Annotated in this window: 20 protein-coding genes; 6 read left to right on the top strand and 14 right to left on the bottom strand. The window is 46.5% G+C overall.

The features are described from left to right. Positions 1-687, bottom strand: coding sequence for a hypothetical protein (locus C4H11_RS04005; protein WP_106040556.1), 687 nt, complete (start codon positions 685-687; stop codon positions 1-3). A gap of 96 nt (positions 688-783) precedes the next feature. Here C4H11_RS04005 and C4H11_RS04000 point away from each other — a divergent pair, with 96 nt between their 5' ends. Continuing rightward, positions 784-2,202: an ATP-dependent DNA helicase gene (locus tag C4H11_RS04000; protein ID WP_106040555.1), complete on the top strand. Its 1,419-nt coding sequence runs from the start codon at positions 784-786 to the stop codon at positions 2,200-2,202. Positions 2,203-2,311: 109 nt separating this feature from the next. Here the strand turns inward: C4H11_RS04000 and alaS are convergent, their stop codons facing one another. After that, the gene (gene alaS, locus C4H11_RS03995) at positions 2,312-4,930 is read right to left on the bottom strand and encodes an alanine--tRNA ligase (protein ID WP_106040554.1); all 2,619 of its coding nucleotides are present in this window, start codon (positions 4,928-4,930) and stop codon (positions 2,312-2,314) included. 205 nt (positions 4,931-5,135) lie between these two features. Between alaS and C4H11_RS03990 the strand changes: the two genes are divergently transcribed. Then, positions 5,136-6,104, top strand: coding sequence for a M23 family metallopeptidase (locus tag C4H11_RS03990; RefSeq protein ID WP_106043110.1), 969 nt, complete (start codon positions 5,136-5,138; stop codon positions 6,102-6,104). Between the two features lie 131 nt (positions 6,105-6,235). Here the strand turns inward: C4H11_RS03990 and C4H11_RS14060 are convergent, their stop codons facing one another. The 5 genes from C4H11_RS14060 to C4H11_RS03965 form a co-directional block, all read right to left on the bottom strand. After that, on the bottom strand, positions 6,236-6,484 hold the full coding sequence (locus tag C4H11_RS14060) for a hypothetical protein (protein WP_129588273.1): 249 nt from the start codon (positions 6,482-6,484) through the stop codon (positions 6,236-6,238). Between the two features lie 64 nt (positions 6,485-6,548). Continuing rightward, complete coding sequence (locus C4H11_RS03980; protein ID WP_106040552.1) at positions 6,549-7,178, bottom strand: hypothetical protein; 630 nt, start codon at positions 7,176-7,178, stop codon at positions 6,549-6,551. Between the two features lie 58 nt (positions 7,179-7,236). Beyond that, the gene (locus tag C4H11_RS03975; RefSeq protein ID WP_106040551.1) at positions 7,237-7,743 is read right to left on the bottom strand and encodes a hypothetical protein; all 507 of its coding nucleotides are present in this window, start codon (positions 7,741-7,743) and stop codon (positions 7,237-7,239) included. A 612-nt stretch (positions 7,744-8,355) separates the two neighbouring features. Continuing rightward, a complete protein-coding gene (locus C4H11_RS03970; protein WP_106040550.1) occupies positions 8,356-8,721 on the bottom strand; it encodes a hypothetical protein in 366 nt (121 codons plus the stop codon). Continuing rightward, the gene (locus C4H11_RS03965) at positions 8,718-9,668 is read right to left on the bottom strand and encodes a helix-turn-helix transcriptional regulator (protein WP_106040549.1); all 951 of its coding nucleotides are present in this window, start codon (positions 9,666-9,668) and stop codon (positions 8,718-8,720) included. Before C4H11_RS03965 ends, C4H11_RS03970 begins: the two co-directional genes overlap by 4 nt. A 147-nt stretch (positions 9,669-9,815) precedes the next feature. Between C4H11_RS03965 and C4H11_RS03960 the strand changes: the two genes are divergently transcribed. After that, positions 9,816-10,202, top strand: a complete 387-nt coding sequence (locus tag C4H11_RS03960) for a MerR family transcriptional regulator (RefSeq protein ID WP_106040548.1) — start codon at positions 9,816-9,818, stop codon at positions 10,200-10,202. A 216-nt stretch (positions 10,203-10,418) separates the two neighbouring features. Here the strand turns inward: C4H11_RS03960 and C4H11_RS03955 are convergent, their stop codons facing one another. From C4H11_RS03955 to C4H11_RS03935, 5 genes are all read right to left on the bottom strand, one after another. Continuing rightward, a complete protein-coding gene (locus tag C4H11_RS03955; protein WP_106043108.1) occupies positions 10,419-12,677 on the bottom strand; it encodes a RelA/SpoT family protein in 2,259 nt (752 codons plus the stop codon). Between the two features lie 71 nt (positions 12,678-12,748). Next, positions 12,749-14,062 carry a lytic transglycosylase domain-containing protein gene (locus C4H11_RS03950; protein WP_106040547.1) on the bottom strand — a complete coding sequence of 438 codons (1,314 nt, stop codon included), beginning with the start codon at positions 14,060-14,062 and terminating at the stop codon, positions 12,749-12,751. Positions 14,063-14,091: 29 nt separating this feature from the next. Next, the gene (locus C4H11_RS03945; protein ID WP_106040546.1) at positions 14,092-14,943 is read right to left on the bottom strand and encodes a DUF5683 domain-containing protein; all 852 of its coding nucleotides are present in this window, start codon (positions 14,941-14,943) and stop codon (positions 14,092-14,094) included. Then, positions 14,944-15,831, bottom strand: a complete 888-nt coding sequence (locus C4H11_RS03940) for a ParB/RepB/Spo0J family partition protein (protein ID WP_106040545.1) — start codon at positions 15,829-15,831, stop codon at positions 14,944-14,946. Between the two features lie 91 nt (positions 15,832-15,922). After that, entirely contained in the window at positions 15,923-16,705 is a 783-nt protein-coding gene (locus tag C4H11_RS03935; RefSeq protein ID WP_106040544.1) for a ParA family protein, read from the bottom strand. 528 nt (positions 16,706-17,233) lie between these two features. Between C4H11_RS03935 and surE the strand changes: the two genes are divergently transcribed. The 3 genes from surE to C4H11_RS03920 all read left to right on the top strand — a co-directional run bounded on the left by surE (position 17,234) and on the right by C4H11_RS03920 (position 20,009). Next, positions 17,234-18,001: a 5'/3'-nucleotidase SurE gene (gene surE, locus C4H11_RS03930; protein WP_106040543.1), complete on the top strand. Its 768-nt coding sequence runs from the start codon at positions 17,234-17,236 to the stop codon at positions 17,999-18,001. A gap of 12 nt (positions 18,002-18,013) precedes the next feature. Continuing rightward, entirely contained in the window at positions 18,014-19,165 is a 1,152-nt protein-coding gene (gene lpxB, locus C4H11_RS03925; RefSeq protein ID WP_106040542.1) for a lipid-A-disaccharide synthase, read from the top strand. A gap of 100 nt (positions 19,166-19,265) precedes the next feature. Next, entirely contained in the window at positions 19,266-20,009 is a 744-nt protein-coding gene (locus C4H11_RS03920; RefSeq protein WP_106043106.1) for a NigD1/NigD2 family lipoprotein, read from the top strand. A 6-nt stretch (positions 20,010-20,015) separates the two neighbouring features. Here C4H11_RS03920 and C4H11_RS03915 read toward each other — a convergent pair whose 3' ends face one another. Both C4H11_RS03915 and ftsH read right to left on the bottom strand, forming a co-directional pair. Then, positions 20,016-20,855: a phosphatidate cytidylyltransferase gene (locus C4H11_RS03915; RefSeq protein WP_106043104.1), complete on the bottom strand. Its 840-nt coding sequence runs from the start codon at positions 20,853-20,855 to the stop codon at positions 20,016-20,018. A 16-nt stretch (positions 20,856-20,871) separates the two neighbouring features. Then, on the bottom strand, positions 20,872-22,920 hold the full coding sequence (ftsH, locus tag C4H11_RS03910; RefSeq protein WP_106040541.1) for an ATP-dependent zinc metalloprotease FtsH: 2,049 nt from the start codon (positions 22,918-22,920) through the stop codon (positions 20,872-20,874). Positions 22,921-22,927 lie beyond the last annotated feature (7 nt).

Below are 22,927 nucleotides of genomic sequence, written 5' to 3'. Positions count from 1 at the left end.
TTATTCCCAGTTACCGGCGTTGTTGTTGGCTGTTTCCAGACTGCCGATCATCAGACCGCAATACTTGCCAAGCTTGGTCTGTACATCTTTGATATTAGCAATCTCTTGCTTATCCAGACCGTTCAGATAAACTTCGTATGGAGTCTTCACTTCGAGCAGGCAGAAAGGAGCGCCGGATTTGGCTGTATCGTTCTTGATGGCCATGTCAAACTGTGTACCGTTACCGAAAGGTACATATCTCATGGAGTCAGCATTGAATCCTTTCGGGAAGATGGTATCCAATACGGCTACCCACAAAGTGTCGCGTTTGAAGTTTTCCAGCCCCCATTTCTTTACTTCATCATACTTACCGGTTTTCTTTGCTTTGTTGATAATGGCAATGGCCTTCTTTTCCGTCAAGCCGTCTTCCAGTTGCTTGTCGTTCAATTCGCCCTGCTTGAAGATGAACGGTAGTTTTTGATTCTTCACAAAGTCAATCAGCGTGTCAAAGCTGGCAGTGTATTGTTGATTGTGCAGAGTACGGTATTCCAACTGTGCTTTACGAATGTCAATCAGACGTGCAATGACTGCCGCATCTCTGTGCTTTTTTTCTTTGTCAAAGTTTATAGGACCCATGATGCTGGCGTAGCAGATGTAAACCAGTCCCAAAGCACATAAGCCTAAAACGATATTAAATACTGTTTTCATGATAAATATGTTTTTTTAGTTGTTATATTCGCACCGCAAAAATAAAAGAAATTAATTTAAAAACGATAGTTCCCTTTACTTTTTTCTGTTACAAAAATGATAAATAACTATTTAGAAAGGCAAATTAAGGAAAATTTTCCTTACCAACCAACACCCGAGCAGGAATTTGCGGTAAAATCTTTGTCGGAGTTCCTGCTGACGCCTCGCAATGAAGCGGTTTTTCTGCTTCGAGGTTATGCCGGAACCGGTAAGACATCGCTGGTTGCCGCTTTGGTACGGACACTGGATTTGTTGCAGCAGAAATCGGTATTGCTGGCACCGACGGGGCGGGCGGCAAAGGTCTTTTCGGCTTATGCGCAGCATCCGGCATTCACTATCCATAAGAAGATATACAGGCAGCAGTCTTTTTCCAATGAGATGGACAACTTTTCGGTGAACGATAATTTGACAACCCATACCTTGTATGTGGTAGACGAGGCGTCGATGATTTCCAATGAAGGTTTGTCCGGCTCTATGTTCGGCACAGGCCGATTACTGGACGACTTGGTGCAATTTGTCTATTCCGGTCAGGGGTGCCGCTTGCTGCTGATGGGTGACACGGCACAGCTTCCGCCTGTGGGCGAAGAGCAGAGCCCGGCTCTGTTTGCCGATGCTTTGAGGGGGTATGGACTGGAGGTATTGGAGGTGGACTTGACACAGGTGGTACGTCAGGAACAGCAGTCGGGCATTTTGTGGAATGCCACCCGGTTGCGGCAACTGATAGAGGAGGAGGGTGGTTACAGTCTGCCTAAGATCAGAATTACCGGATTTGCCGATATCAAAGTTCTGCCCGGCAATGAATTGATAGACGAACTGAGTAGTTGTTACGATTGTGACGGACCGGAGCATACAATCGTGATATGTCGCAGCAACAAGCGGGCAAACATCTATAATAATGGCATCCGCGCACAGGTACTTTGGAGGGAGGATGAACTGAATACGGGCGATTTGCTGATGGTGGCGAAGAACAACTACTTTTGGACGGGGAAGGAGAAGGAGATGGATTTCATTGCCAACGGCGAGACGGCTGTGGTGCGGCGCATGCGACGTACGCGTGAGATGTACGGTTTCCGCTTTGCCGATGTCACGCTGGCGTTTCCCGACCGTGACGACTTTGAATTGGAGGTGAACTTGTTGCTGGATACCTTGCACACCGATGCGCCTGCTTTGCCCAAGGCCGATAACGACCGTCTTTTTTATGCCGTTCTCGAAGATTATGCCGACGTCTCTTCCAAACGCGAACGGATGAAGAAAATGAAGGCCGATCCTTATTACAATGCCCTGCAAGTGAAGTACGCTTATGCCGTGACTTGCCACAAGGCGCAGGGTGGGCAATGGAAAAATGTTTTCCTCGATCAGGGCTATATGACGGACGACCTTTTGACGCCCGACTATTTCCGTTGGCTTTACACCGCCTTTACCCGGGCTACGGGAACACTCTATCTGGTGAACTATCCGGAGGAACAGATTCTATAATCGGTATGTGCAAAAACAACGAAGACTACTCCAAGCAGAGTAGTCTTTGTTCTTTCTATGCGGAATGCGCATCAATGCGCTTTTAAGAATCTTCTTTTCCGTCATTCGCTTACAGTCCGGCCAATTCCAGCACCTTGTCTACTGCGGCACTCAATCCGTCCGGATTCTTGCCACCGGCTATTGCGAAGTGAGGCTGACCGCCACCGCCTCCTTGAATCAGTTTGGCGGCTTCTTTCACAAGATTTCCGGCTTTCAGACCGCCGGCCACAAGGTCATCGCTCAGCATCACGGTCAGCATCGGTTTGCTTTCGCTTTCTGTTCCGGCCACGAAGAAGAGGTTTTCCGTAATCTGACCGCGCAACTGGAAAGCGATGTTCTTCACCGTTTCGGCAGGAAGCGGGGCACAGCATTTGATGACCTTTATGCCGTGAACCTCCTGTACATTCTTCAGCAATCTTTCTTTCAGTTGTGCTTCTTTTTCTCTCATGAAGTCTTCCACCTGTTTCTTCAACCCGGCATTCTCGTCCAGATACTTGCGGATGGTTCCGGCGAGGTCGGGGGCATTGTTGAATAGGGCCTTGAGGTCTCGCAATGTATCTTCAATGGTATTCATCAGTTCTTCTACGCGTGCGCCTGTACAGGCTTCGATGCGTCGCACACCGGCGGCAACGGAGCTCTCGCTGATAATCTTCACCATGCCGATGTTACCGGTGGCAGCCACATGAGTACCACCGCAGAATTCGATAGAAGAACCAAATTGAATGACACGCACGCGGTCACCGTATTTCTCACCGAAGAGAGCGATGGCGCCCAGCTCTTTGGCTTCTTCGATAGGTATGCTGCGATATTCCGTCAAGGGGATGTTGGCGCGAATCTTGGCATTTACCAGATGCTCTACTTCACGGAGCTGTTCGTCAGTCACCTTCTGGAAGTGCGAGAAGTCGAAACGCAGAGAGTCCGGTGTAACCAAAGAACCTTTTTGCTCCACGTGGTCGCCCAGTACGCTGCGGAGCGCTTCGTCCAGCAAGTGCGTGCACGAGTGGTTGGCTGCGCAGGCGGCACGTTTGTCGGCATCCACACAAGCCATCATCGGTGCTTCGAGGTGTTCGGGCAGTTTCTTGGCGATGTGGATGGGCAGGTTGTTTTCTTTCTTGGTGTCGATTATCTCGATGGTCTCGAACTCGTTCACCAATACGCCGGTGTCGCCTACCTGACCGCCGCTTTCGGCATAAAACGGAGTTTTGTCCAGCACAATCTGATACAGCGTCTGGTTTTTCTGCCTCACCTGACGGTAGCGCAGGATGGAGGTTTCGTATTCGGTATAGTCGTAACCCACAAATTCACTGGTACCCTCTTTCAGGACAATCCAGTCACCGGTTTCTACGGTTGCCGCATTGCGGGCACGCTGTTTCTGCTGTTGCATTTCGGCATCAAACTCCTTGAGGTCGGCAGTCATTCCGTTTTCGCGGAGAATCAGTTCCGTCAGGTCGAGCGGGAAACCGAAAGTGTCGTATAACGTAAAGGCGTCTTTGCCGCTGATTTCGGCTTTGCCGGCAGCTTTGGCATCCGCCATGGTCTTTTCGAGCAGACGGATACCCGTCTCCAATGTACGCAGGAAGGAATCTTCTTCCTCCTTGATAACTTTGGTTATCAGGTCTTTCTGTGCACTCAGCTCCGGATAGGCGGCACCCATGTTCTCTATCAGTATGGGGAGGAGCTTGTACATGAACGCCTGTTTCTGGTCGAGGAACGTGTATCCGTAGCGTACGGCACGGCGGAGAATACGGCGGATGACGTAGCCGGCTTTTGCATTGCTCGGCAACTGTCCGTCTGTCACGGAGAAAGCGATGGTGCGGATATGGTCGGCAATGACACGCATGGCAATGTCCGATTTCTCGTCTTCGCCATACTTCTTTCCGGTCATGCCGGCAATGGCCGTCAGTATCGGTTGAAAGATGTCGGTGTCATAATTGGAGGTTTTGCCTTGCAGGGTGCGTACCAGACGCTCGAAGCCCATGCCGGTATCAATCACTTTGGCGGGAAGTCCTTCGAGGCTGCCGTCGGCTTTGCGGTTGAACTGCATGAATACCAGGTTCCATATCTCGATAACCTGCGGATGGTCTTTGTTGACCAATAGGTTTCCGGGCACTTTGGCCTTCTCTTCTTCGGAGCGCGAGTCGATGTGAATCTCCGAGCACGGACCACATGGCCCCGTATCACCCATCTCCCAGAAATTGTCGTGCTTGTTCCCATTAAGGATGTGGTCTTTCGGCAAGAACTGCTCCCAATAGGAAGCCGCTTCGTTATCGCGTTCCAGCCCTTCTTCGGGGCTGCCTTCGAATACGGTGGCATAGAGGTTCTTGGGGTCGATTTTCAACACATCCACCAGATACTCCCACGCCCAGGAGATAGCCTCTTTCTTGAAGTAGTCGCCGAACGACCAGTTGCCCAGCATCTCGAACATGGTGTGGTGGTAGGTGTCGTGCCCCACTTCTTCCAAGTCGTTGTGTTTACCGCTTACGCGAAGGCACTTCTGCGAGTCGGCCACTCTTTTGTTTTTTGCCGGCTGATTCCCCAAGATAATATCCTTAAACTGGTTCATTCCCGCGTTGGTGAACATCAGCGTGGGGTCGTCCTTAATCACCATCGGGGCCGAAGGCACAATCTGGTGTCCTTTGCTTTCAAAGAAACTCTTGAAAGAGTTTCTGATTTCATTTGCAGTCAACATACTTCTTATTTATGATTTTTATTTACGGTTTGTAATTTATGATTCGCTCGTTCTATGATTTGCCTGAATGGTGGCAGTAATTCTTTTTGCCATTCTATGAAATCATAAAACATAAACCATAAATCTTATAATTCTTGAAAAAACGGTGCAAAGATAGCTTGTTTTTATTACTTTTGCCGTATTGACAAGCGAAATATTTCCTAAGATGCGCAAAGTTTACTACATTTATAATCCGCAGACACAGACGTATGACCGTATTTACCCCACTGTCCGGCAGCGGGCGTTGAGCATCCTCCGCCGTTTGTTCATCGGCATGGGGCTGGGTGCGGGCAGCTTCTTGTTGTTGCTTTTGATTTTCGGTTCACCTTCCGAGAAGGAACTGAGGAAAGAAAACAGCAAGCTGCGTGCACAATACAATGTGCTTGAGGCACGTCTGGACGAGGCGATGGGCGTACTTCAGGATATCCAGCAGCGCGACGACAACCTGTATCGTGTCATCTTTCAGGCCGACCCCATCCCCTCTGCCATCCGCAAGGCCGGATATGGGGGGACCAACCGTTATGAGCATCTGATGGAACTGGCCGACGCGGATTTGGTAATCAACACCACACAGAAGCTGGACATGCTGGCCAAGCAGCTCTATATCCAGTCGAACTCTTTTGACGATGTGGTGGAGATGTGCAAAAGCCACGATGAGATGTTGAAGTGCATTCCTGCTATCCAGCCCGTTTCCAATAAGAATTTGAAGCAGACGGCATCAGGCTACGGCATGCGCATCGACCCCATTTATGGTACGCCCCGTTTTCATTCGGGCATGGATTTCTCTGCCAATCCCGGTACGGACGTCTATGCCACAGGCAACGGAACCGTGGTGAAGATGGGTTGGGAAACCGGTTATGGCAATACCATCGTCATCGACCATGGTTTCGGTTACCGGACATGGTATGCCCACCTGCGCGACTTCCGTACGAAGCTCGGCAAGCGTGTGGTGCGCGGCGAAGTGATTGGCGGCGTGGGCAATACGGGAAAGAGTACCGGCCCTCACCTTCACTACGAGGTGCATGTGAAAGGGCAGGTAGTGAATCCCGTCAATTACTACTTCATGGACCTCAGCGCCGAAGATTATGACCGCATGATTCAAATTGCCGAGAACCACGGGAAGATGCTGGATTGATTTACCCCCGGCTTGTATGCTCCAAACAGTATTCCCTGATCCGCCTTTATAATGAACCACTCTGCCGTGGATCGGTAGGGCGGCTTATGCTCTGATAAAACGTAATCTTTCGAATAAACCGTCGTTCCGGACTATTTTTCGAGATAAGCCTGCGGGAATCCTTTCTGCCGTATCAGTTTCAGTTGTCCGATGAAAAGTCGGCCGGACTCCCGGCTGTAAAGCTGTTCGAGGATGAAGAGGTAGCTGCCGTAGCCCCGTGCCCCCTCTTCGTCGATGAGTTTGTAGAGCCTGCTGTCGCGGCTCAGATTGAAGCGATGTTGATGTTCGTTTATGAAGTGCTGATTTCCAACACTTCGGGTTAATGATTCATTACTAGACAATAAAAAAGTATCATGTAGCTTGTGGACACATGTAACTATTGGTGTAGGTGTTTAAGTTTTAAAACTACTTGCTCGACTTCATATGGCCTAAGCCATGCTTTTTTCTTAGTTTTTTTCCATCTTCAAGATTGGCAAATGGAAGTATCACTCCTTTTGTTGATAGTTTTTCTTTTGTTTCTGCGGATACTTGTTCTCCAAAAGCAGCGAGTAACTTTGATTCAACACCTGCGGAGTCTGTACATTCTATGTAAAAAACATGAAGTTCATTCAGACATTCAAGTAACTTTATCCAATGTCCTCCTGCATGTGGACCTCGTTCACCTATAGCGGTGTCATAATATTCTTGAACTCGTTTGCCTATTCCTCCACCATTTTTGCGTAGCGGAGCTTTACCTATGTATATAATGTTCTCATCAGGAATCCAAAACTCATTTAGTCTGTTTCTGATGATATTAGCATCTTGTGTATCTTCTTTGTCAATGGTAAAATGACCGAGTTTCTTAATCCATTTTTTTAAGATATCCATTGATATGGGGAACTCTGTCATGGTTTTATTGATTTCTTCATTCTCAGATAAAGATACTATATATATACCTTCTTTTTTAGACATGATTGGAGTGCTCCATTTGACTTTTTGGATATTTGCGAATGGCAAATTTACATCTTCTACTAATTGCTTAATCGTTATAGGCATAATTGTGTATGTTTAAATTTGTTATTATGAGAAACTTGTAATTCCATTTGGATGGTTGTTAAAACATAGAATATATTAAGGCTGTGAAGATTGCACCAGTCAATGTTCCAATTAGAGCAGATTTTGCTTTCCCATCATTATTATTCCATGATGTACAGCATAGAATTATGCCGATTAGTGGTATCATAAAACTGATGATTAAATATCCCAAACTAATTTCTTTATTATTAGAAACCGGACAGCCACAATACGGACAGTTTAAGGCCTTATCTGATATTGGTCTTCCACAGTCTTTGCAATAGATTTGAGAAATAGACCCTATGGCTCTGACGTTTTGATTATGTCCTCCACCTTTACAGTCTGCAGAATTTTGAGAAGAATTTGTTTTATTATTTATGTTTCTTGGGGGGGCCGGCTCTCTTTTATCATAAGTGATAAGTTCTTTATGACACTGTGGACATTTAAAAATGACGTCAGGTGTTAAAGGCGCTTCAATGGGTTTGTGGCAGAAAGGGCATTCAACCACAGCACTCTTTTCTTTTACTTGAATATTTTCTTTTTCCATATTGATATGTGTTAAATGTTTTTATGCTGTTTTTTCTATTTGTCGTAACAATATTAATAAGTTTGGTATGGCATTCAATATTATTTTATTTATATCATATGTTGTTTCTTTATTCTAATAGATTTAAGAGGGCAAGAATCCAACATATAAGAAACAAACCGGCTAAGGTTGTCTGTAATACATAAGGGAATTTGTATTTTTTTACTCCTATTGTTTTAGATAAAAGTACCTTTATTACAATTGGGCTATTGGGTATTTCAACTTTCATAATTATGGTAGATATATACCATTATGACTCCAGAATGGCATTTGGTTATAAAAAAGAAAGTGTGGAGTCAATATGTTTATCTATCGGGAGGCTCTGGTAAGCCTAAGGAACAAATAAACAATACCCCACACTTGTATGTATATGCGTGTGAATACGCATGATAGGAATACAAGTGATGAGTGTTATTGCTATCCCTGTTCCTTTTGAAATTTACCAGATTTCCCGAATAAGGATAAAAGCAAACACTTTCATCTAATAATTATGTCTCGTCATATAATTGCTTATACAACAGTACAAATATAGATAAAATTTGTTACATAACACTCCGGGGTATTGTTTTTTTTTCAATAATCAATCTCGTTCTCTATAATATCCTCCTCGTTGTCATCAATCCGGGCGTCGAAGATTTCCGGCGGATAAGTAAGCTCATCTTCCGGGTCAGAAAGATAGTCGTCCAGGTGTGCGTCGAAGTCGTGGGCATTGTTTTTTCTAAGAGAAGCATCATCCTGCCTTTTGAACGATGAGGACGGTGTGGGATATGGCTTGTAGCCAAAATCCCGCTGAGGTGGCGAAGCGTTTAGCTCAGAATCCATTTCCGATCGTTTCTGTGCCATCTGATTCTGAAAGCTGAAATAAGCAAGAGTCGCCATGAGAATCGAAACGCATACTGCTTTCAATAGAAAGGTCTTATTTATAGGCTTCTTGTTCATCTTTCACTCCTTTCTTTATCTGTTGGCTCATTGCTTCCGCCGTTTCTTTTCAAGGCTTCTTCGTAAATGTTTCGTATGCGCTCTCGTAGATGCCGCGGTTTGATTACCGTCAGTGAATTGCTGCGCGAGAGCAGAGCCATCACAAAGTCGTTGGTGATGCGGAGGCGTAGCCTGATGCGGAACTCTTCTTCATTATCGGTAATGATTTCTTGAGAGTGGTGCAGGGGGATGGACTTCAGGAAACTGCCGTCCAGCGCACTGTAACTTAGTTCGATGTCTTCTACCGGGATATCCGTTTGATTCCAAATGCCGTAACTGTCTCTGAACAGACTGCTCACATCGATATTCATATTCCTCGTGAAGGTCTCTTCATCGTGCATCCTAAGGTTTCGGATACAGTCTATGTTGAATGTTTTCAAGGTACCGTTGTCGTAGGCAAGGAGATACCATCTTTGCTGGTCTTCCTTTAAATAATGCGGCAGTACCTTCTTAGGACGTATCTTACCCTCTTCGCGTATGTAGGCGTAGTCGAAAGTTACCGGATGGGAAAACTTGATGGCTTTTATCAATAGCGGTAGGTATTCGCTGTCCAAAGGGCGATGATGCTCTGCCAATACAAAAGTGTGCAGGTTGGAGGTACTGTCGATGGCGTTCAGCAAATCGAAGTTCAGCAAAAGCCGTTCATATTGTTCTTTCTTCAAGTCATCCTCTTCGTTGATATGGTAGCCGTTTCGTTTCTTGTCAAAACAGATACGAATGCCGAACAGCGTCTCAATCTCGTTGAAATCCCGTTGCAGTGTCCTGATATCCACGGGTGTACCATCCCGTTCCTCCATGCGGAGCTTTACATAGTGTTCCAACTCTTCGCGCGGCACATATTTTTGTAGTCCTTTCAACTTGTTGATGATGACCAACATGCGTTGCAATCCTTCTAATTTCCTGCCCATACTTTATTGGTTTTCTATAAGCAAAGATAACATCCCTGAGCGACAAAACGTGTCGCTGAAACAAAAACTTGTCACTTATCTGCCGCATTGTGCGGTAATTTGGAAAAAGAAGTCTAATTTTGTACTTACTTAAAAGATGATGCCGGTATGTTGAACACCGATAAGAACCTGAAATTGTATTATTCCATCGGCGAGGTAGCTGCCATGTTCGATGTCAACGAATCGCTGCTCCGTTTCTGGGAAAAAGAGTTTCCACAGCTCAAACCCAAGAAAGGAGGGCGCAGCATACGTCAGTATCGCAAAGAAGATATAGAAACGTTGAAGCTTATTTATCATTTGGTGAAAGAACGGGGCATGACTCTGTCCGGCGCCCGCCAGAGGATGAAAGACAACAAGGAGGCAACCGTGCGTACTTTTGAAATCGTAGAAAGACTGAAGTCCATCCGCGAGGAACTGATTGGCATGCGCGATGCGTTGAATGCTTTCACCTATGAGGATGTGGAAAAGCTGAAAGAAGAAATACAGAAACCATAGCTGTTTTTCGCATTTGCACAAGTGAGAATTTACGCTTGTACAAGTGTAATATCCTCATATTAAGCGTATTTTTCTGATTTAGCTATACGCTTTTTCTGTTTATAAACGATATCGGTAGACTGTTTTTTAGAATATTTTACAGCTTCAGTAGTCACTTCCTCCTAAGCCATGCTGATATAGCAGACACACCTAAGTACTCATTTTTAGCAAGCCATATCAGTCTTCCGTTCTTGTCACTTGCTTGATATTCTGTATTTGTTTCAGGTTGTTGCAGATGGTACGCACGTCATCCACATCATGTACGTAGAGTTGTATCTTTCCCTCAAAGATGCCGTCGTCGGTTTCGATGGAGAGCTTACGGATATTTACGTTCAGCTGGCGCGAGATGACTTGGGTCACTTCGTTCAGCAGTCCCATGCCGTCTATCCCTTTCAAGTAGATAGTGACGAGGAAAGAAAGGTCCTTATGCGTGTCCCATTCGGTTGCGATGATGCGATTGCCGTAGCTGCTCTTGAGGCGTGAGGCGACAGGGCATTGGCGCTTATGTATGACAACCCGGTTCTGGTCGTCTATATATCCCAGCACATCGTCACCGGGTATGGGGTGGCAGCAAGGAGCCATGATGTAATTCTTCGAGATAGTCTCTTCCGTCAGTTTCAGAATCTGCTTGGTGTTGATTTTCTCTTGCGAAACTTTTTCTTTCGGTAGCTCCTTTTCGTCCTTGTTCTCTTTGTTTCCGAAAGAGAAAGTCAGGAATTTCTTCCAATTGCTGCCCTGTTTCTCTTTTACTATGTTTTTGTCAGCATCACCCAGCACGATTCTTTTGTTGCCGATGGCAATAAGCAGTTCGTCTTGGGTATGAAATTTATGCAATTTGGTCAACTTATCCAATAAAGCTTCGTCCACTCGGATTCCTTCATTATTGAAGAAAGCGTTCAAGATGGTTTCCCCGTCCTTTTGATAGGCTTTCGCTTCTTTGCGTAAGATAGCTGTAATCTTGGTGCGCGCACGGGCTGTGGTGGCATACATTTCCCATTCAGGTTGTACGCGTTGCGATTTGGAGGTTAATATTTCTACTTGGTCGCCGCTTTGCAGTTTGTGGCTTAGAGGAACCAGCTTATGGTTCACCTTAGCTCCGATACTGTGGCTGCCGATATCGGTGTGCAGAGAGAAGGCAAAGTCCAATGCCGTAGAGTTCTGTGGCATGGTCTTTATATCCCCTTTCGGAGTGAATACAAAAATCTCCGATGCAAATAGGTTGAGTTTGATGGTGTCGAGAAAATCTATGGCATCAGGTTGCGGGTCATCCAGAATCTCCTTGATGGTGCGCAGCCACTTTTCCAGTTCGCCTTCGTCTTCGCTTCCTCCGCCTTCTTTATATTTCCAATGGGCGGCAAATCCTTGCTCGGCAACGTCGTTCATGCGTTCGCTTCGTATTTGTACTTCAATCCACTGACCATTGTTGCCCATAAGGGTGACGTGCAGCGCTTGATATCCATTGGCTTTCGGATGGCTTACCCAGTCGCGCAGTCGGTCGGGATGGGGTTTGTATATCTTGGAGATGGAGACATAGATGTCGAAGCAGTCGTTCAATTCTTCCTCAATGTTGCGTGGTTCGAAAATGATGCGAACGGCAAGCAGATCGTAGATTTCCTCGAACGGAACATGTTTGGTTTGCATCTTGTTCCAAATGGAATAGATAGACTTGATGCGGGCAAGGATGCGATATTTCAGTCCCATCTTGTCCAGTTGTGCGCGTATAGGAGCGGTGAACTCATTGAACACTCTGTCGCGTTCCACGGCGGTCGCTTCGAGCTTTTCTTCTATCTCGTGATATTCTTCCGGATGCTCATACCTGAAACTCAGGTTCTCCAGTTCGGTCTTGATTTTGTACAAGCCAAGGCGGTTGGCAAGGGGGGCGTAGATGTATAGCGTTTCGCCCGCAATCTTGAACTGTTTATTGGGAAGCATGGAGCCAAGCGTGCGCATGTTGTGCAGGCGGTCGGCTATCTTGATGAGGATAACCCGGATATCGTCGGACATGGTAAGCAGCAGCTTCTTGAAGTTCTCGGCTTGTGCCGAAGCGCGGTCACCGAAGATTCCACCGGATATTTTGGTCAGCCCGTCTACTATTTGGGCTATTTTAGGACCGAAGATGTTTTCTATATCTTCCACGGTATAGTCTGTATCTTCTACCACATCGTGCAGTAAGGCGGAGCAGATGGAAGTAGATCCTAATCCGATTTCGTTGCATACAATTTTTGCCACGGCAATGGGATGCATGATGTAAGGCTCGCCCGAACGGCGCTTGACGCCTTTATGTGCCTGATTGGCAAAGTTGAATGCTTTGGTTATTATTTCTATACGCTTGCGGTGCTTGGTTGCCAAATAGTCGTTCAACAGTTTTTGGAATGCCTGTTCAATCATTTCCTCTTCAGCCATTTCTTTCCCCTTCTGGCTCATGTTTTCTTCCATATACTGCTTTCTCCTTTCTTCACTTTCTGCAAAAATAAGCATTTTTCAACACCGGACAAGTTTTGGCCTTTTTATTTATAAATCTTCAAATTCTTTCCTGCCGATATTCGGGTACTGTGCAACCCGTTCCAACTTTTTATCTGATTGACGGTGACGCCGTATTTTCGTGCAATGGTCGATAATGTTTCGCCATTACGGATTTTATGGTAGGTGGCATTGCCGGTTGCTCTGTTTCTGTTGCCGCGTGTTGCCGGGCGTGCATCTGCGATGGCGATGAGTTTGCGGTTTTTGAACAGTTCGCTGCTGCGATGTGTGTAGATTGTATCTTGTTTGTCAATGAAAGTGCTGATGTAGCTGATGGGGAGGCGCAAGGTTTGAACTTTACTTTCTCCGGGGATTACATTTTTTATGAATTGAGGGTTTAAGCTCTTAATCCGGGCCATGTCTATGCCACAGATTTCGGCAATTTGTTCAAAGTGCAGGTTGCGGTTTACTTGAATCGTATCGGTGGCATCCGGAATGTCCGTCTCCATGGGACAGATGTTGTGTTTGCAGTAATAAGTCATTACGTAGTTGGCTGCAATAAAGGCAGGTATATAGCCGCGTGTCTCTTTGGGTAAATAGTGGTATATCTCCCAATAATCAGTTTTCCCATTTGCACGGCGGATGGCTTTATTGATGGTTCCGGGGCCGCAATTGTAGGCTGCGATTACCAGATTCCAGTCTTTATAGATGTCATACATCTCTTTCAGGTAGCGGGCTGCGGCCCAAGTGGCTTTTATCGGGTCGCGGCGTTCGTCCACAAGGCTGTTGCTTTCCAAGCCGTACAATTTTCCGGTAGCCAACATAAATTGCCATAGTCCGCAAGCTCCTGCGCGCGATACGGCAGAAGGATTGAGCGCTGATTCTATGATGGGCAGATATTTCAATTCGAGTGGTAAGCCGTATGCGTCTAATGCTTCTTCGAAGATGGGCATATAGAAATTGCCGGCGCTCAGCATGAAGGCCACCTGATTGCGCAGGCGTCCGGTATACATATCTATGAATTGGCGTACTATATCGTTGTAAGGCATCTCTATCACATTAGGAATGCGCGACAGGCGGTCGATGTATACTGAATCACTGAACATCGGGTTGGTGGTAGAGGTGTTACAGTCTTTACTTAAGTCTATGTAGTTTTTGGCTTTCCAATCGTTTAGTAAGCTGTCCAGAGGATAAGTCATGCTTTTGGGCAGTTCGATGGTTTCCTCGCGTTCTGTTCCGTTCTCGCGGATAAGGACTTCTATACTTTCTTGGGCTTGCACCTGCGAAGAGGCCAAGAGTGCGGTGAAAAAGAGAGAAGAACCGAAGATTAATCTTTTCATATCTGTGAGTTTATTTGTCATAAGTTTATTAATTCTTTTTGCCGGATTTCTCAGAACCTGAAACTGCATTGCATACCGACGGCTCTTTGAGAAGAGCCTATCATCTGATTATTGATAATGGCAGGCTCCACCCTCATGCTAAGGTCCGGGGTGATGTCGAAGTTGGATAACTCTGCGTCCACATAGGCATCGACAACAGACAGCAGATATACACCTATGAAGGCAAAGATGCTGAGGTCACGAAATCTTCGATAAGTGTCTTTGCGTTTCCGTAATACTTCTAACAGCTGACTGTTGCTATAATTGTGGTTGGGGGGTAGCAGTTCGGTGATGTTGGTGGAAGTCCAGTTCCCGTTTGAAGCGTCTTTGTATGCGGCCGAATAGTCCTTATACATCTTGTTGTTCCAAGTGAGCGCATAAGCACAACCGGCAAAGCCGCCATAAAATATGGGTAGTTTCCAGAACTTGCGATTGTATATTTGTCCACCTCCCGGAATGACGAGAGCCAGCCATGTGGCTGTAGTGGGATTGGGAATCCATGTTTGGGTTTTAAGCGCTTTTTGCAAACTGTCGGTCGGTATAGGTTGGGGGGGCAAATCGGCGCCGGCTGTCATTTCCAGCAATTTCCTTTTGTTCTCGGTCGCAAGGCTGTCCGCTATGGCAAGGCTGTCCGAATAAGCAGACGGCCCGCTCTCTTCCGGTTGGGAGATCTCTATATTAAGGCTGTCTGCCTGCCGATGAATGGGCTGATGCGCACTACTTACGGTATCGTTCAACTGCCGGTGTATCCGTTTGGAAGCGGCACGCGGACGGTCTTGCCCATACATGACAATCCCTGTCGTCTGCAGAAGGCAAAATAACAGGGTAATGGTCAACTGATATATTATTCTTTTTTTCCTCATTTATCTCTTCAGCGTGTCAAGTATGCCGATGATGCGTTCCAATTCTTCTTCATTACTGAAAGGAATGCTTATTTTACCCTTACCTTTCTCCGAACAGGTCAGTTGTACTTTAGTGTTGAAGAATCCCGAAAGTTGTTGCTTCAGAATATTGAACTCGTCAGGAAGTTTGGAGCGCTTGGGGGTGATTTTGTGGATACCGCTTTTCACTGCTTCGCCTTCGCTCAATGATTTTACTATTTCTTCCACTTTGCGAACGGAATAGCCATGTTCCAGAATTTCCTCAAAGATCTTGACTTGAAGTTTGGGATCTCCGAGGGTCACCAATGCGCGGGCATGCCCCATATCTATTTGTTTATTCTGAAGCCCCATTTGTACGGGAGCGGGCAATTTAAGCAGGCGCAAGTAATTGGCAATGGTGGTGCGTTTCTTACCCACGCGTTCGCTGAGACGCTCTTGTGTAAGGTTATATTGTTCCAATAGATGTTGATAGGCAAGGGCTATTTCTACGGAGTTCAAGTCCTCCCGTTGTATGTTCTCGATGAGAGCCATTTCCATAACATTCTCATCGTCGGCCGTGCGAATATAGGCCGGTATATTTTTCAGTCCGGCAAGCTGTGAGGCGCGGAAACGGCGTTCACCGGCAATAATCTGATATTCGTCATCGCTCAGCTTACGCAGGGTGATGGGCTGGATGATACCTATTTCGGAGATGGAGTCGGCAAGTTCCTGTAATGCGATTGGGTCAAACTCATGACGAGGTTGATTAGGGTTAACGGAAATCTTCGATAACTCTATTTCATTGATGGATGAGGAACCTTCGGTCTGCACCTCATCCATGGAGAGCAAAGCGTCCAACCCTCGTCCTAATGCGTTGCGTTTCTGTACCATTTGTTTTTCTTATAGTTTTATTATTTGCATTTTACAATATATCATCCTGAGCGATGTCGTTGCGCATTGCAAATGGTGTGTTTCTTATCGTTTACTGTCTATTTCCGATTATTTCGTTACGGTAGATTAATTCTTTGGCAAGTGCCATGTGGTTTTTGGCTCCGGTAGAGTCTGCGTCATACAAGATGGTAGGTAGCCCGTAACTTGGGGCTTCGCTCAGCTTTACATTACGCTGGATGACGGTGGTGAACACCAATTCCCGGAAGTGGCGTTTTACCTCGTCGTAAATCTGATTGGCTTGGCGCAGGCGTGAATCGTACATCGTCAGTAGGAAACCTTCGATTTCGAGTGAAGGGTTCAGTTTCGACTTAATAATCTTGATGGTGTTCAAAAGCTTGCTGATACCTTCCAACGCAAAATACTCAGCTTGTACGGGGATGATTACAGAATCGGCGGCAGTCAGTGCATTAACGGTTATCAAGCCCAAAGAAGGAGAACAGTCTATTAAAATATAATCAAACTCATCCTTTAGTGGGGCGAGTACCTCTTTCAGAATCTTTTCCCGATTCTTAAGATTCAGCATTTCTATTTCGGCACCTACCAGATTTATATGAGATGAAATGACTTTCAATGTCTCTATTTCTGTGTCATAAATGGCATCGCGTACGTTTGCATGGTCAATAATGCATTCATAAATGGTGCATTCCGACTGCTTGATGTCCACGCCCAAGCCGGAAGAAGCATTGGCTTGCGGATCTGCATCTACAACGAGTACTTTCTTTTCAAGAGTGGCGAGTGAGGCTGCCAAATTGATTGTTGTCGTAGTTTTACCTACGCCTCCTTTTTGGTTAGCCATAGCAATGATTTTTCCCATAATCTCAATATTTTATCGGCAGCGAAATAAGCGATTATTTTTGAATAGTGCCTACTAAAAAAGAGGAAGATTACAAAAACGGTTGAAAAGTCGGCTGTTTTGTTAATAACTCACCGCATGTCCCGCCCCTTGTCCTCGAACTCTTTTTTTGATAATTTCCCTCTGATACATAAACCTTTATGCAGTCTCTGCATTCTTATGATTCCTTTACGAAGTCCTTTCATCTGCGGGCATGTTATGTTCATTGTAAGAAGCAATATGCACTTTCAAAGACACCTTAAGGGAATGCTGACAGCATTTAAAACAGATTTTAGCTTACAAATATACTAATTTTATATGGAAATGTAAAAGCTTTTTGCCTCGCTTGCAGAAGATTAAGATTTGTTTTACAAAGAATGTTCGTGTTTGTCGGCAAGTTTATGTGGTTGGCGTCTTTCCTGTCGGGTTGTTCAATTCAACGTTCTTTACCAAGAAGTTGCCCCTTTCTGTCTTTTTAGCTATTTTTGTGCTCATAAACTATTTGAAAATATGGAAAATCAGAGACCTTTGATATTGATTTCCAATGATGACGGCATCATTGCAAAAGGCATTAGCGAGTTGATAAAATTTCTTCGCCCCTTGGGTGAGATTGTAGTAGTGGCGCCGGATGCGCCGCGTTCGGGTAGCGCGTCTGCGCTTACGGTGACAGAACCTATCCATTATCGTTTACTTCGCAAAGAAGTAGGAGTGACGGTTTACAAATGTTCCGGCACTCCGACTGATTGTGTGAAACTGGCTTTTCATTCCATACTCGGGCGTAAGCCCGACCTCGTGGTAGGGGGAATCAATCATGGTGATAATTCTTCGGTGAATGTGCACTATTCCGGTACGATGGGGGTAGTGATCGAAGGCTGTCTGAAAGGAATACCTTCTATCGGTTTTTCGCTGTGCTCTCATGAGATGAATGCCGACTTTGAGGCGGCAGGGCCTTATATTCGTGAGATAAGCGGCATAGTTTTGGAAAAAGGGTTGCCTCCGTTGACGTGCCTGAATGTCAACTTCCCTGATACGAAAGAACTGAAGGGCATAAGAATCTGTGAGCAGACCAAAGGAGAATGGGTCAATGAGTGGGAGAATTTTGCGCATCGGGGAGACACTCATTATTATTGGCTGACCGGTGAGTTTGAGAATCAAGATATTGATAATGAAAAAAATGATCACTGGGCCCTGAAAAACGGTTATGTGGCTGTTACACCTACTACCGTAGACGTTACCGCCTATGGATTGATAGATGAGCTGAAGGCCTGGTTTCGATAAGATGACCTGCTTATGAAATACTACCTGATTGTTGGTGAAGCCTCCGGTGACCTGCATGCCTCTCATCTGATGTCTGCACTGAAAGAAGAGGATGCTCAGGCGGAATTCCGTTTCTGGGGCGGCGATTTGATGGCGGCAGTGGGCGGTACGATGGTGAAGCATTATAAAGAGATGGCATACATGGGATTTATTCCTGTGCTGTTGCATCTGCGCACAATCTTTGCCAATATGAAGCTTTGTAAGGAAGATGTTGTGGCATGGCAGCCCGATGTGCTGATTTTAGTCGACTATCCGGGCTTTAATTTGAGTATTGCCAAATTCGTGCATGCACATACTCGGATTCCGGTCTTCTATTACATATCTCCTAAGATTTGGGCGTGGAAGGAATATCGCATCAAGGATATCAAGCGGGATGTAAACGAGTTGTTTTCCATACTGCCGTTCGAGGTGAATTTCTTTGAGGGGAAACACGGCTACCCCATACATTACGTGGGTAATCCTACGGTAGATGAGGTGGCTGCCTTTCTCGCTTCCGGCTCCGAGACTTTTGAAGACTTTGTGCATGTCAACGGACTTTCCGGGAAACCGATTATAGCCTTGTTGGCCGGTAGTCGCAAGCAGGAAATCAAGGACAACCTGCCGGATATGCTTCGGGCGGCGGCATCTTTCCCCGATTGCCAGCCGGTGCTGGCCGGCGCTCCCGGCATCTCCCCGGAATTCTATAAGCAATATGTGGGAGGGGGCGATGTGAAAATCCTTTTCAATAAAACGTATCCATTATTGCGGCAGGCTAAGGCGGCATTGGTTACTTCGGGGACGGCAACACTCGAGGTGGCTTTGTTTCGTGTGCCGCAGGCTGTTTGTTACCATACGCCGATTGGGAAGATTATGGCCTTTCTGAAACGGCATGTACTGAAAGTAAAATATATTTCTTTGGTTAATCTGATAGCCGACCGTGAGGTGGTAAAAGAGTTGGTTGCCGATGCCATGACGGTGGATAGAATAAGTTCGGAGTTGGGCCGTATCTTGTATGATGGAGAATATCGGAAGCAGATGATTGGCGGCTACGAAGATGTAGCATCCCGTTTGGGTGAAGCGGGCGCCCCTCGGCAGGCGGCCTTGAAGATGGTGGCATTGCTTAGAGAACGGAGACAAATTGAGTAAAAGGTGTGGCGATACTAAAAATTTCTTGTTAAAATTCAGAAGCCGGTGCAGTAAATGTCCGGCTTTTGAGTTTTTCAGATAGAAACAAATGAAAAAAATTATGAGAACATTACATTGGTTATTTATGGCAATATGCCTGACGTTGATGCCGTCATTGCAGTCGTGTGGGGATTCCGAAGGATATTCGGTAGGTGATTTTACTCCGCCTTTGTGGGCCACCGTGCGCGTTACGGGAAATGCTTTCTATCTGAATTGTGATACCTGGGGAACCCTTTGGCCTGTGAATACCGATCTCGGATGGTACGAGGCGGCAGATGGGCAGCGTGTACTGACGGTTTTTAATCCTTTGTGGGATAACTATCAGGGATACGACCATGCCGTAAAGTTGCTGAAACTGAGAAATGTGCTGACGAAAGGGGTAGAAACATTGACCCCCGAAACCGAAAAAGAATTAGGCAATGATCCTATTCTGATATATAAGGGTGATATAAGCGTCAGTGGCGGTTATATGAATATCTTTTTCCTTCAGAACCTGCCGTCTGCAAAGAGGCACCGCATCAGTTTGGTGCGTCCGCAGGAGGATAATGATTTATATGCCGGCGACGGTTATATCCACCTGGAACTGCGCTACAATGATTATGATGATTTGACCGGTCGCTTTGCTTATGCCGCCGTGTCCTACAATCTGAATAGTTTGAAGATTACGCACGATGTCAAAGGCATCAAGCTGAAAATCAACTCAAAAAAGAATGGGAAGGTGGAAGTGGCATTCGATTTGAAGAGTCCCAACAGTAATATCAAGAAAGTGAATCTTTCGGACTTATCGGACATACAGTTGCAATGAGGCCGTCTATAGCGTCAGGGCATATAGGTAGACTACCGAGGCGGGAATAGCCATCAGCGCACTGTCAAAGCGATCGAGCATTCCGCCATGTCCCGGTAAAATATTGCCGGAGTCCTTGATGCCCAATTGTCGCTTCATCAATGATTCGCTCAAATCTCCCCATGTACCGAAAATGACGACAACTGTTGCCAAACCGGCCCATTGCCACCCTGACATGAAAGGAAAAAAGTGGGAAAAAGCAAAGGAAGAGGCTATGGAGAATGCTCCGCCACCAATGCTTCCTTCCCACGACTTTTTCGGCGATATGCGCTCGAATAAGCGGTGCTTTCCTATCAATGACCCTACACAATAAGCTCCGGTGTCGCTCAGCCAAATAAATACGAAGATGGATAATGGCAGGATGGGGTTATAGCTCACGCTGCCTGTTTCCGGTGAATTTTGAAAAGCAAGTACATTCAACAAGGCAAAAGGTAACGCGATGTATAGTTGGCTCAGCATGGAGTAGGCCCAATTGCCGACAGGGTTCTTTCTCTTAAGATACAATTCCGTTATCATCAGATAGAGCAGCAATGCCAAATAGGGCAGGAACACACGTGCTCCTGCATTCTGTTGCGTGCAGAAACTCATCAATGCGAGAAACAAATAAGCTCCTCCTAAAGAGGTGATGGTCTTATTCAGGCTTATCTCACCGTTTTTATTGATTAACCGGGCAAACTCATGTATGCTCAGTGCGCTGACAATGGTAAATAAGATACCGAACGAGAGGGGGCTGTAAAGAATACAGCCCACCAATACTGTTACAAATAGCAAGCCGGTGACGGCACGTTGGATAAAGTTATTTTTCACGCTGCTTTCCGTTTTTTTAGTTCTCAGATACCGGTTCTGCCGATGGGGCATTATCGGTTGCGTTTTCTTTTTCCTTGACTTCTTTTTCTGCTTCTGCCGCTTTTTGTGCTTCCTTCTCCTCACTCTTTTTCTGTTCGGCAGAAACTTTGGCATTGATAATCTCTTCAGAGCGGGAGGCCCACGGGCGTTTGCCGAAGATATGTTCGACGTCTTCGGCAAAGATAACCTCCTTGTCAATCAGCAATTGCGCCAATCGGTTGTGCCCTTCTTTATGTTCGGACAAAATCTTTTTGGCACGTTCGTATTGCTCGTTTATCATCCGTTTCACCTCTTCGTCAATCAACTCGGCCGTTTTTTCGCTGTACGGGCGGTTGAAAGAATATTCCTCATTGTTATAATAGCAGAGGTTGGGAATCTTCTCGCTCATGCCCAGATAGGCAACCATGCCGTATGCCTGTTTCGTCACGCGTTCCAAGTCGTTCATGGCCCCTGTGGATATTCTTCCCAAGAAGACGTCTTCTGCGGCGCGTCCTCCCAAGGTGGCGCACATCTCGTCCAGCATCTGTTCCTTGGTGGTGATTTGTCGCTCTTCCGGCAGATACCATGCAGCTCCCAAAGCGCGTCCGCGAGGCACGATGGTCACTTTAATCAACGGGTTGGCGTGTTCCAGCAGCCAAGATATGCTGGCATGGCCGGCTTCGTGTATGGCTATGGAACGGCGTTCGGCTTCTGTCGTAATCTTGGTTTTCTTTTCCAGACCGCCTACAATACGGTCTACGGCATCCAGAAAGTCTTGCTTGCCTACAAATCTCTTGCCGTGCCGGGCGGCTATCAAGGCGGCTTCGTTGCAGACATTGGCAATGTCGGCTCCGGAAAAACCGGGCGTCTGGCGGGCCAGTAAATCGATGTCCACCGTATCGTCTATCTTGATGGGGCGCAGGTGCACGCCGAACACCTCTTTGCGCTCATTCAAATCGGGAAGATCCACATGTATCTGTCTGTCGAAACGTCCGGCGCGAAGCAAGGCTTTGTCCAGAACATCCACACGGTTGGTGGCCGCCAGAATGATGACGCCGCTGTTGGACCCGAAACCGTCCATCTCGGTCAGCAATTGGTTCAGCGTGTTCTCGCGCTCATCGTTGCCGCCCATGGCGGCAGCCTTGGCGCGGGCGCGTCCCACGGCATCAATCTCGTCGATGAACACGATGCAGGGGGCTTTCTCCTTTGCTTGGCGGAACAAGTCGCGCACTCTGGATGCGCCTACGCCTACGAACATCTCGACAAAATCGGAGCCGGCCAGCGAGAAGAACGGCACGTTCGCTTCTCCTGCCACGGCCTTTGCCAGCAATGTCTTGCCGGTTCCCGGAGGGCCTACGAGCAAAGCGCCTTTGGGTATCTTACCCCCCAAGTCGGTATATTTCTGCGGTTCTTTCAAGAACTCTACGATTTCTTCTACTTCCTGCTTGGCCTCGGCCAGTCCCGCCACATCCTTGAAGGTTATCTTTATGGTAGAGCCTTTCTCGAAAAGCTGGGCTTTTGACTTACCTACGCTGAAGATGCCTCCACCGCCGCCCATGCCTCCGCCTCCGCCGCTCATCCGGCGCGAGAGGTAAATCCAGAAACCGATGAGGAAGGCAAAAGGAAGAATCTGCCATAGAATGGCGCCGAAATAATTTCTTTTCTTTTCGTAATTGATGGAACCGTCGAAGTGCGATTCATCTCTTTCTTTCTGCAAAAAGTCTCCCAGACTTTCACGCGAAGGCGCTTCGGTTGTGATGAGCGGGTTTTTGCCTACCCGGTTGGAGTCTTGGCGGAAGACGTTTCCTACGTGTTGGGGTTTGATGTATGCCTCTACGGAGTTGTCGTCATAGCCGATTACTTTGCTGATATAGCCGTTGCGCACGTACTGCTGAAACTCGTCGTAGGAGATGTTTTTGGAGGCTGTGCCGCTTTCGTTGGTGAGGTACAACCCCACCAGCATCACTGCTATTATCATATACAACCAATTCAGGTTGAACTTGGGCATATTCACTTTGTTGGGCTTTTTATTGCTATTATTATCCATACGTTTT

This window comes from Bacteroides zoogleoformans (assembly GCF_002998435.1).
GTDB lineage: Bacteria > Bacteroidota > Bacteroidia > Bacteroidales > Bacteroidaceae > Bacteroides > Bacteroides zoogleoformans.
Note: the sequence above shows the minus strand (reverse complement) of the source record. Positions and strands in the feature narration are given on the sequence as shown.

Coding starts and splice junctions, on each gene's coding strand:
- C4H11_RS04005 (WP_106040556.1), bottom strand. CDS start 687: ATGAAAACAGTATTTAATATCGTTTTAGGCTTATGTGCTTTGGGACTG.
- C4H11_RS04000 (WP_106040555.1), top strand. CDS start 784: ATGATAAATAACTATTTAGAAAGGCAAATTAAGGAAAATTTTCCTTAC.
- alaS (WP_106040554.1), bottom strand. CDS start 4,930: ATGTTGACTGCAAATGAAATCAGAAACTCTTTCAAGAGTTTCTTTGAA.
- C4H11_RS03990 (WP_106043110.1), top strand. CDS start 5,136: ATGCGCAAAGTTTACTACATTTATAATCCGCAGACACAGACGTATGAC.
- C4H11_RS03980 (WP_106040552.1), bottom strand. CDS start 7,178: ATGCCTATAACGATTAAGCAATTAGTAGAAGATGTAAATTTGCCATTC.
- C4H11_RS03975 (WP_106040551.1), bottom strand. CDS start 7,743: ATGGAAAAAGAAAATATTCAAGTAAAAGAAAAGAGTGCTGTGGTTGAA.
- C4H11_RS03970 (WP_106040550.1), bottom strand. CDS start 8,721: ATGAACAAGAAGCCTATAAATAAGACCTTTCTATTGAAAGCAGTATGC.
- C4H11_RS03965 (WP_106040549.1), bottom strand. CDS start 9,668: ATGGGCAGGAAATTAGAAGGATTGCAACGCATGTTGGTCATCATCAAC.
- C4H11_RS03960 (WP_106040548.1), top strand. CDS start 9,816: ATGTTGAACACCGATAAGAACCTGAAATTGTATTATTCCATCGGCGAG.
- C4H11_RS03955 (WP_106043108.1), bottom strand. CDS start 12,677: ATGGAAGAAAACATGAGCCAGAAGGGGAAAGAAATGGCTGAAGAGGAA.
- C4H11_RS03950 (WP_106040547.1), bottom strand. CDS start 14,062: ATGACAAATAAACTCACAGATATGAAAAGATTAATCTTCGGTTCTTCT.
- C4H11_RS03945 (WP_106040546.1), bottom strand. CDS start 14,943: ATGAGGAAAAAAAGAATAATATATCAGTTGACCATTACCCTGTTATTT.
- C4H11_RS03940 (WP_106040545.1), bottom strand. CDS start 15,831: ATGGTACAGAAACGCAACGCATTAGGACGAGGGTTGGACGCTTTGCTC.
- C4H11_RS03935 (WP_106040544.1), bottom strand. CDS start 16,705: ATGGGAAAAATCATTGCTATGGCTAACCAAAAAGGAGGCGTAGGTAAA.
- surE (WP_106040543.1), top strand. CDS start 17,234: ATGGAAAATCAGAGACCTTTGATATTGATTTCCAATGATGACGGCATC.
- lpxB (WP_106040542.1), top strand. CDS start 18,014: ATGAAATACTACCTGATTGTTGGTGAAGCCTCCGGTGACCTGCATGCC.
- C4H11_RS03920 (WP_106043106.1), top strand. CDS start 19,266: ATGAGAACATTACATTGGTTATTTATGGCAATATGCCTGACGTTGATG.
- ftsH (WP_106040541.1), bottom strand. CDS start 22,920: ATGGATAATAATAGCAATAAAAAGCCCAACAAAGTGAATATGCCCAAG.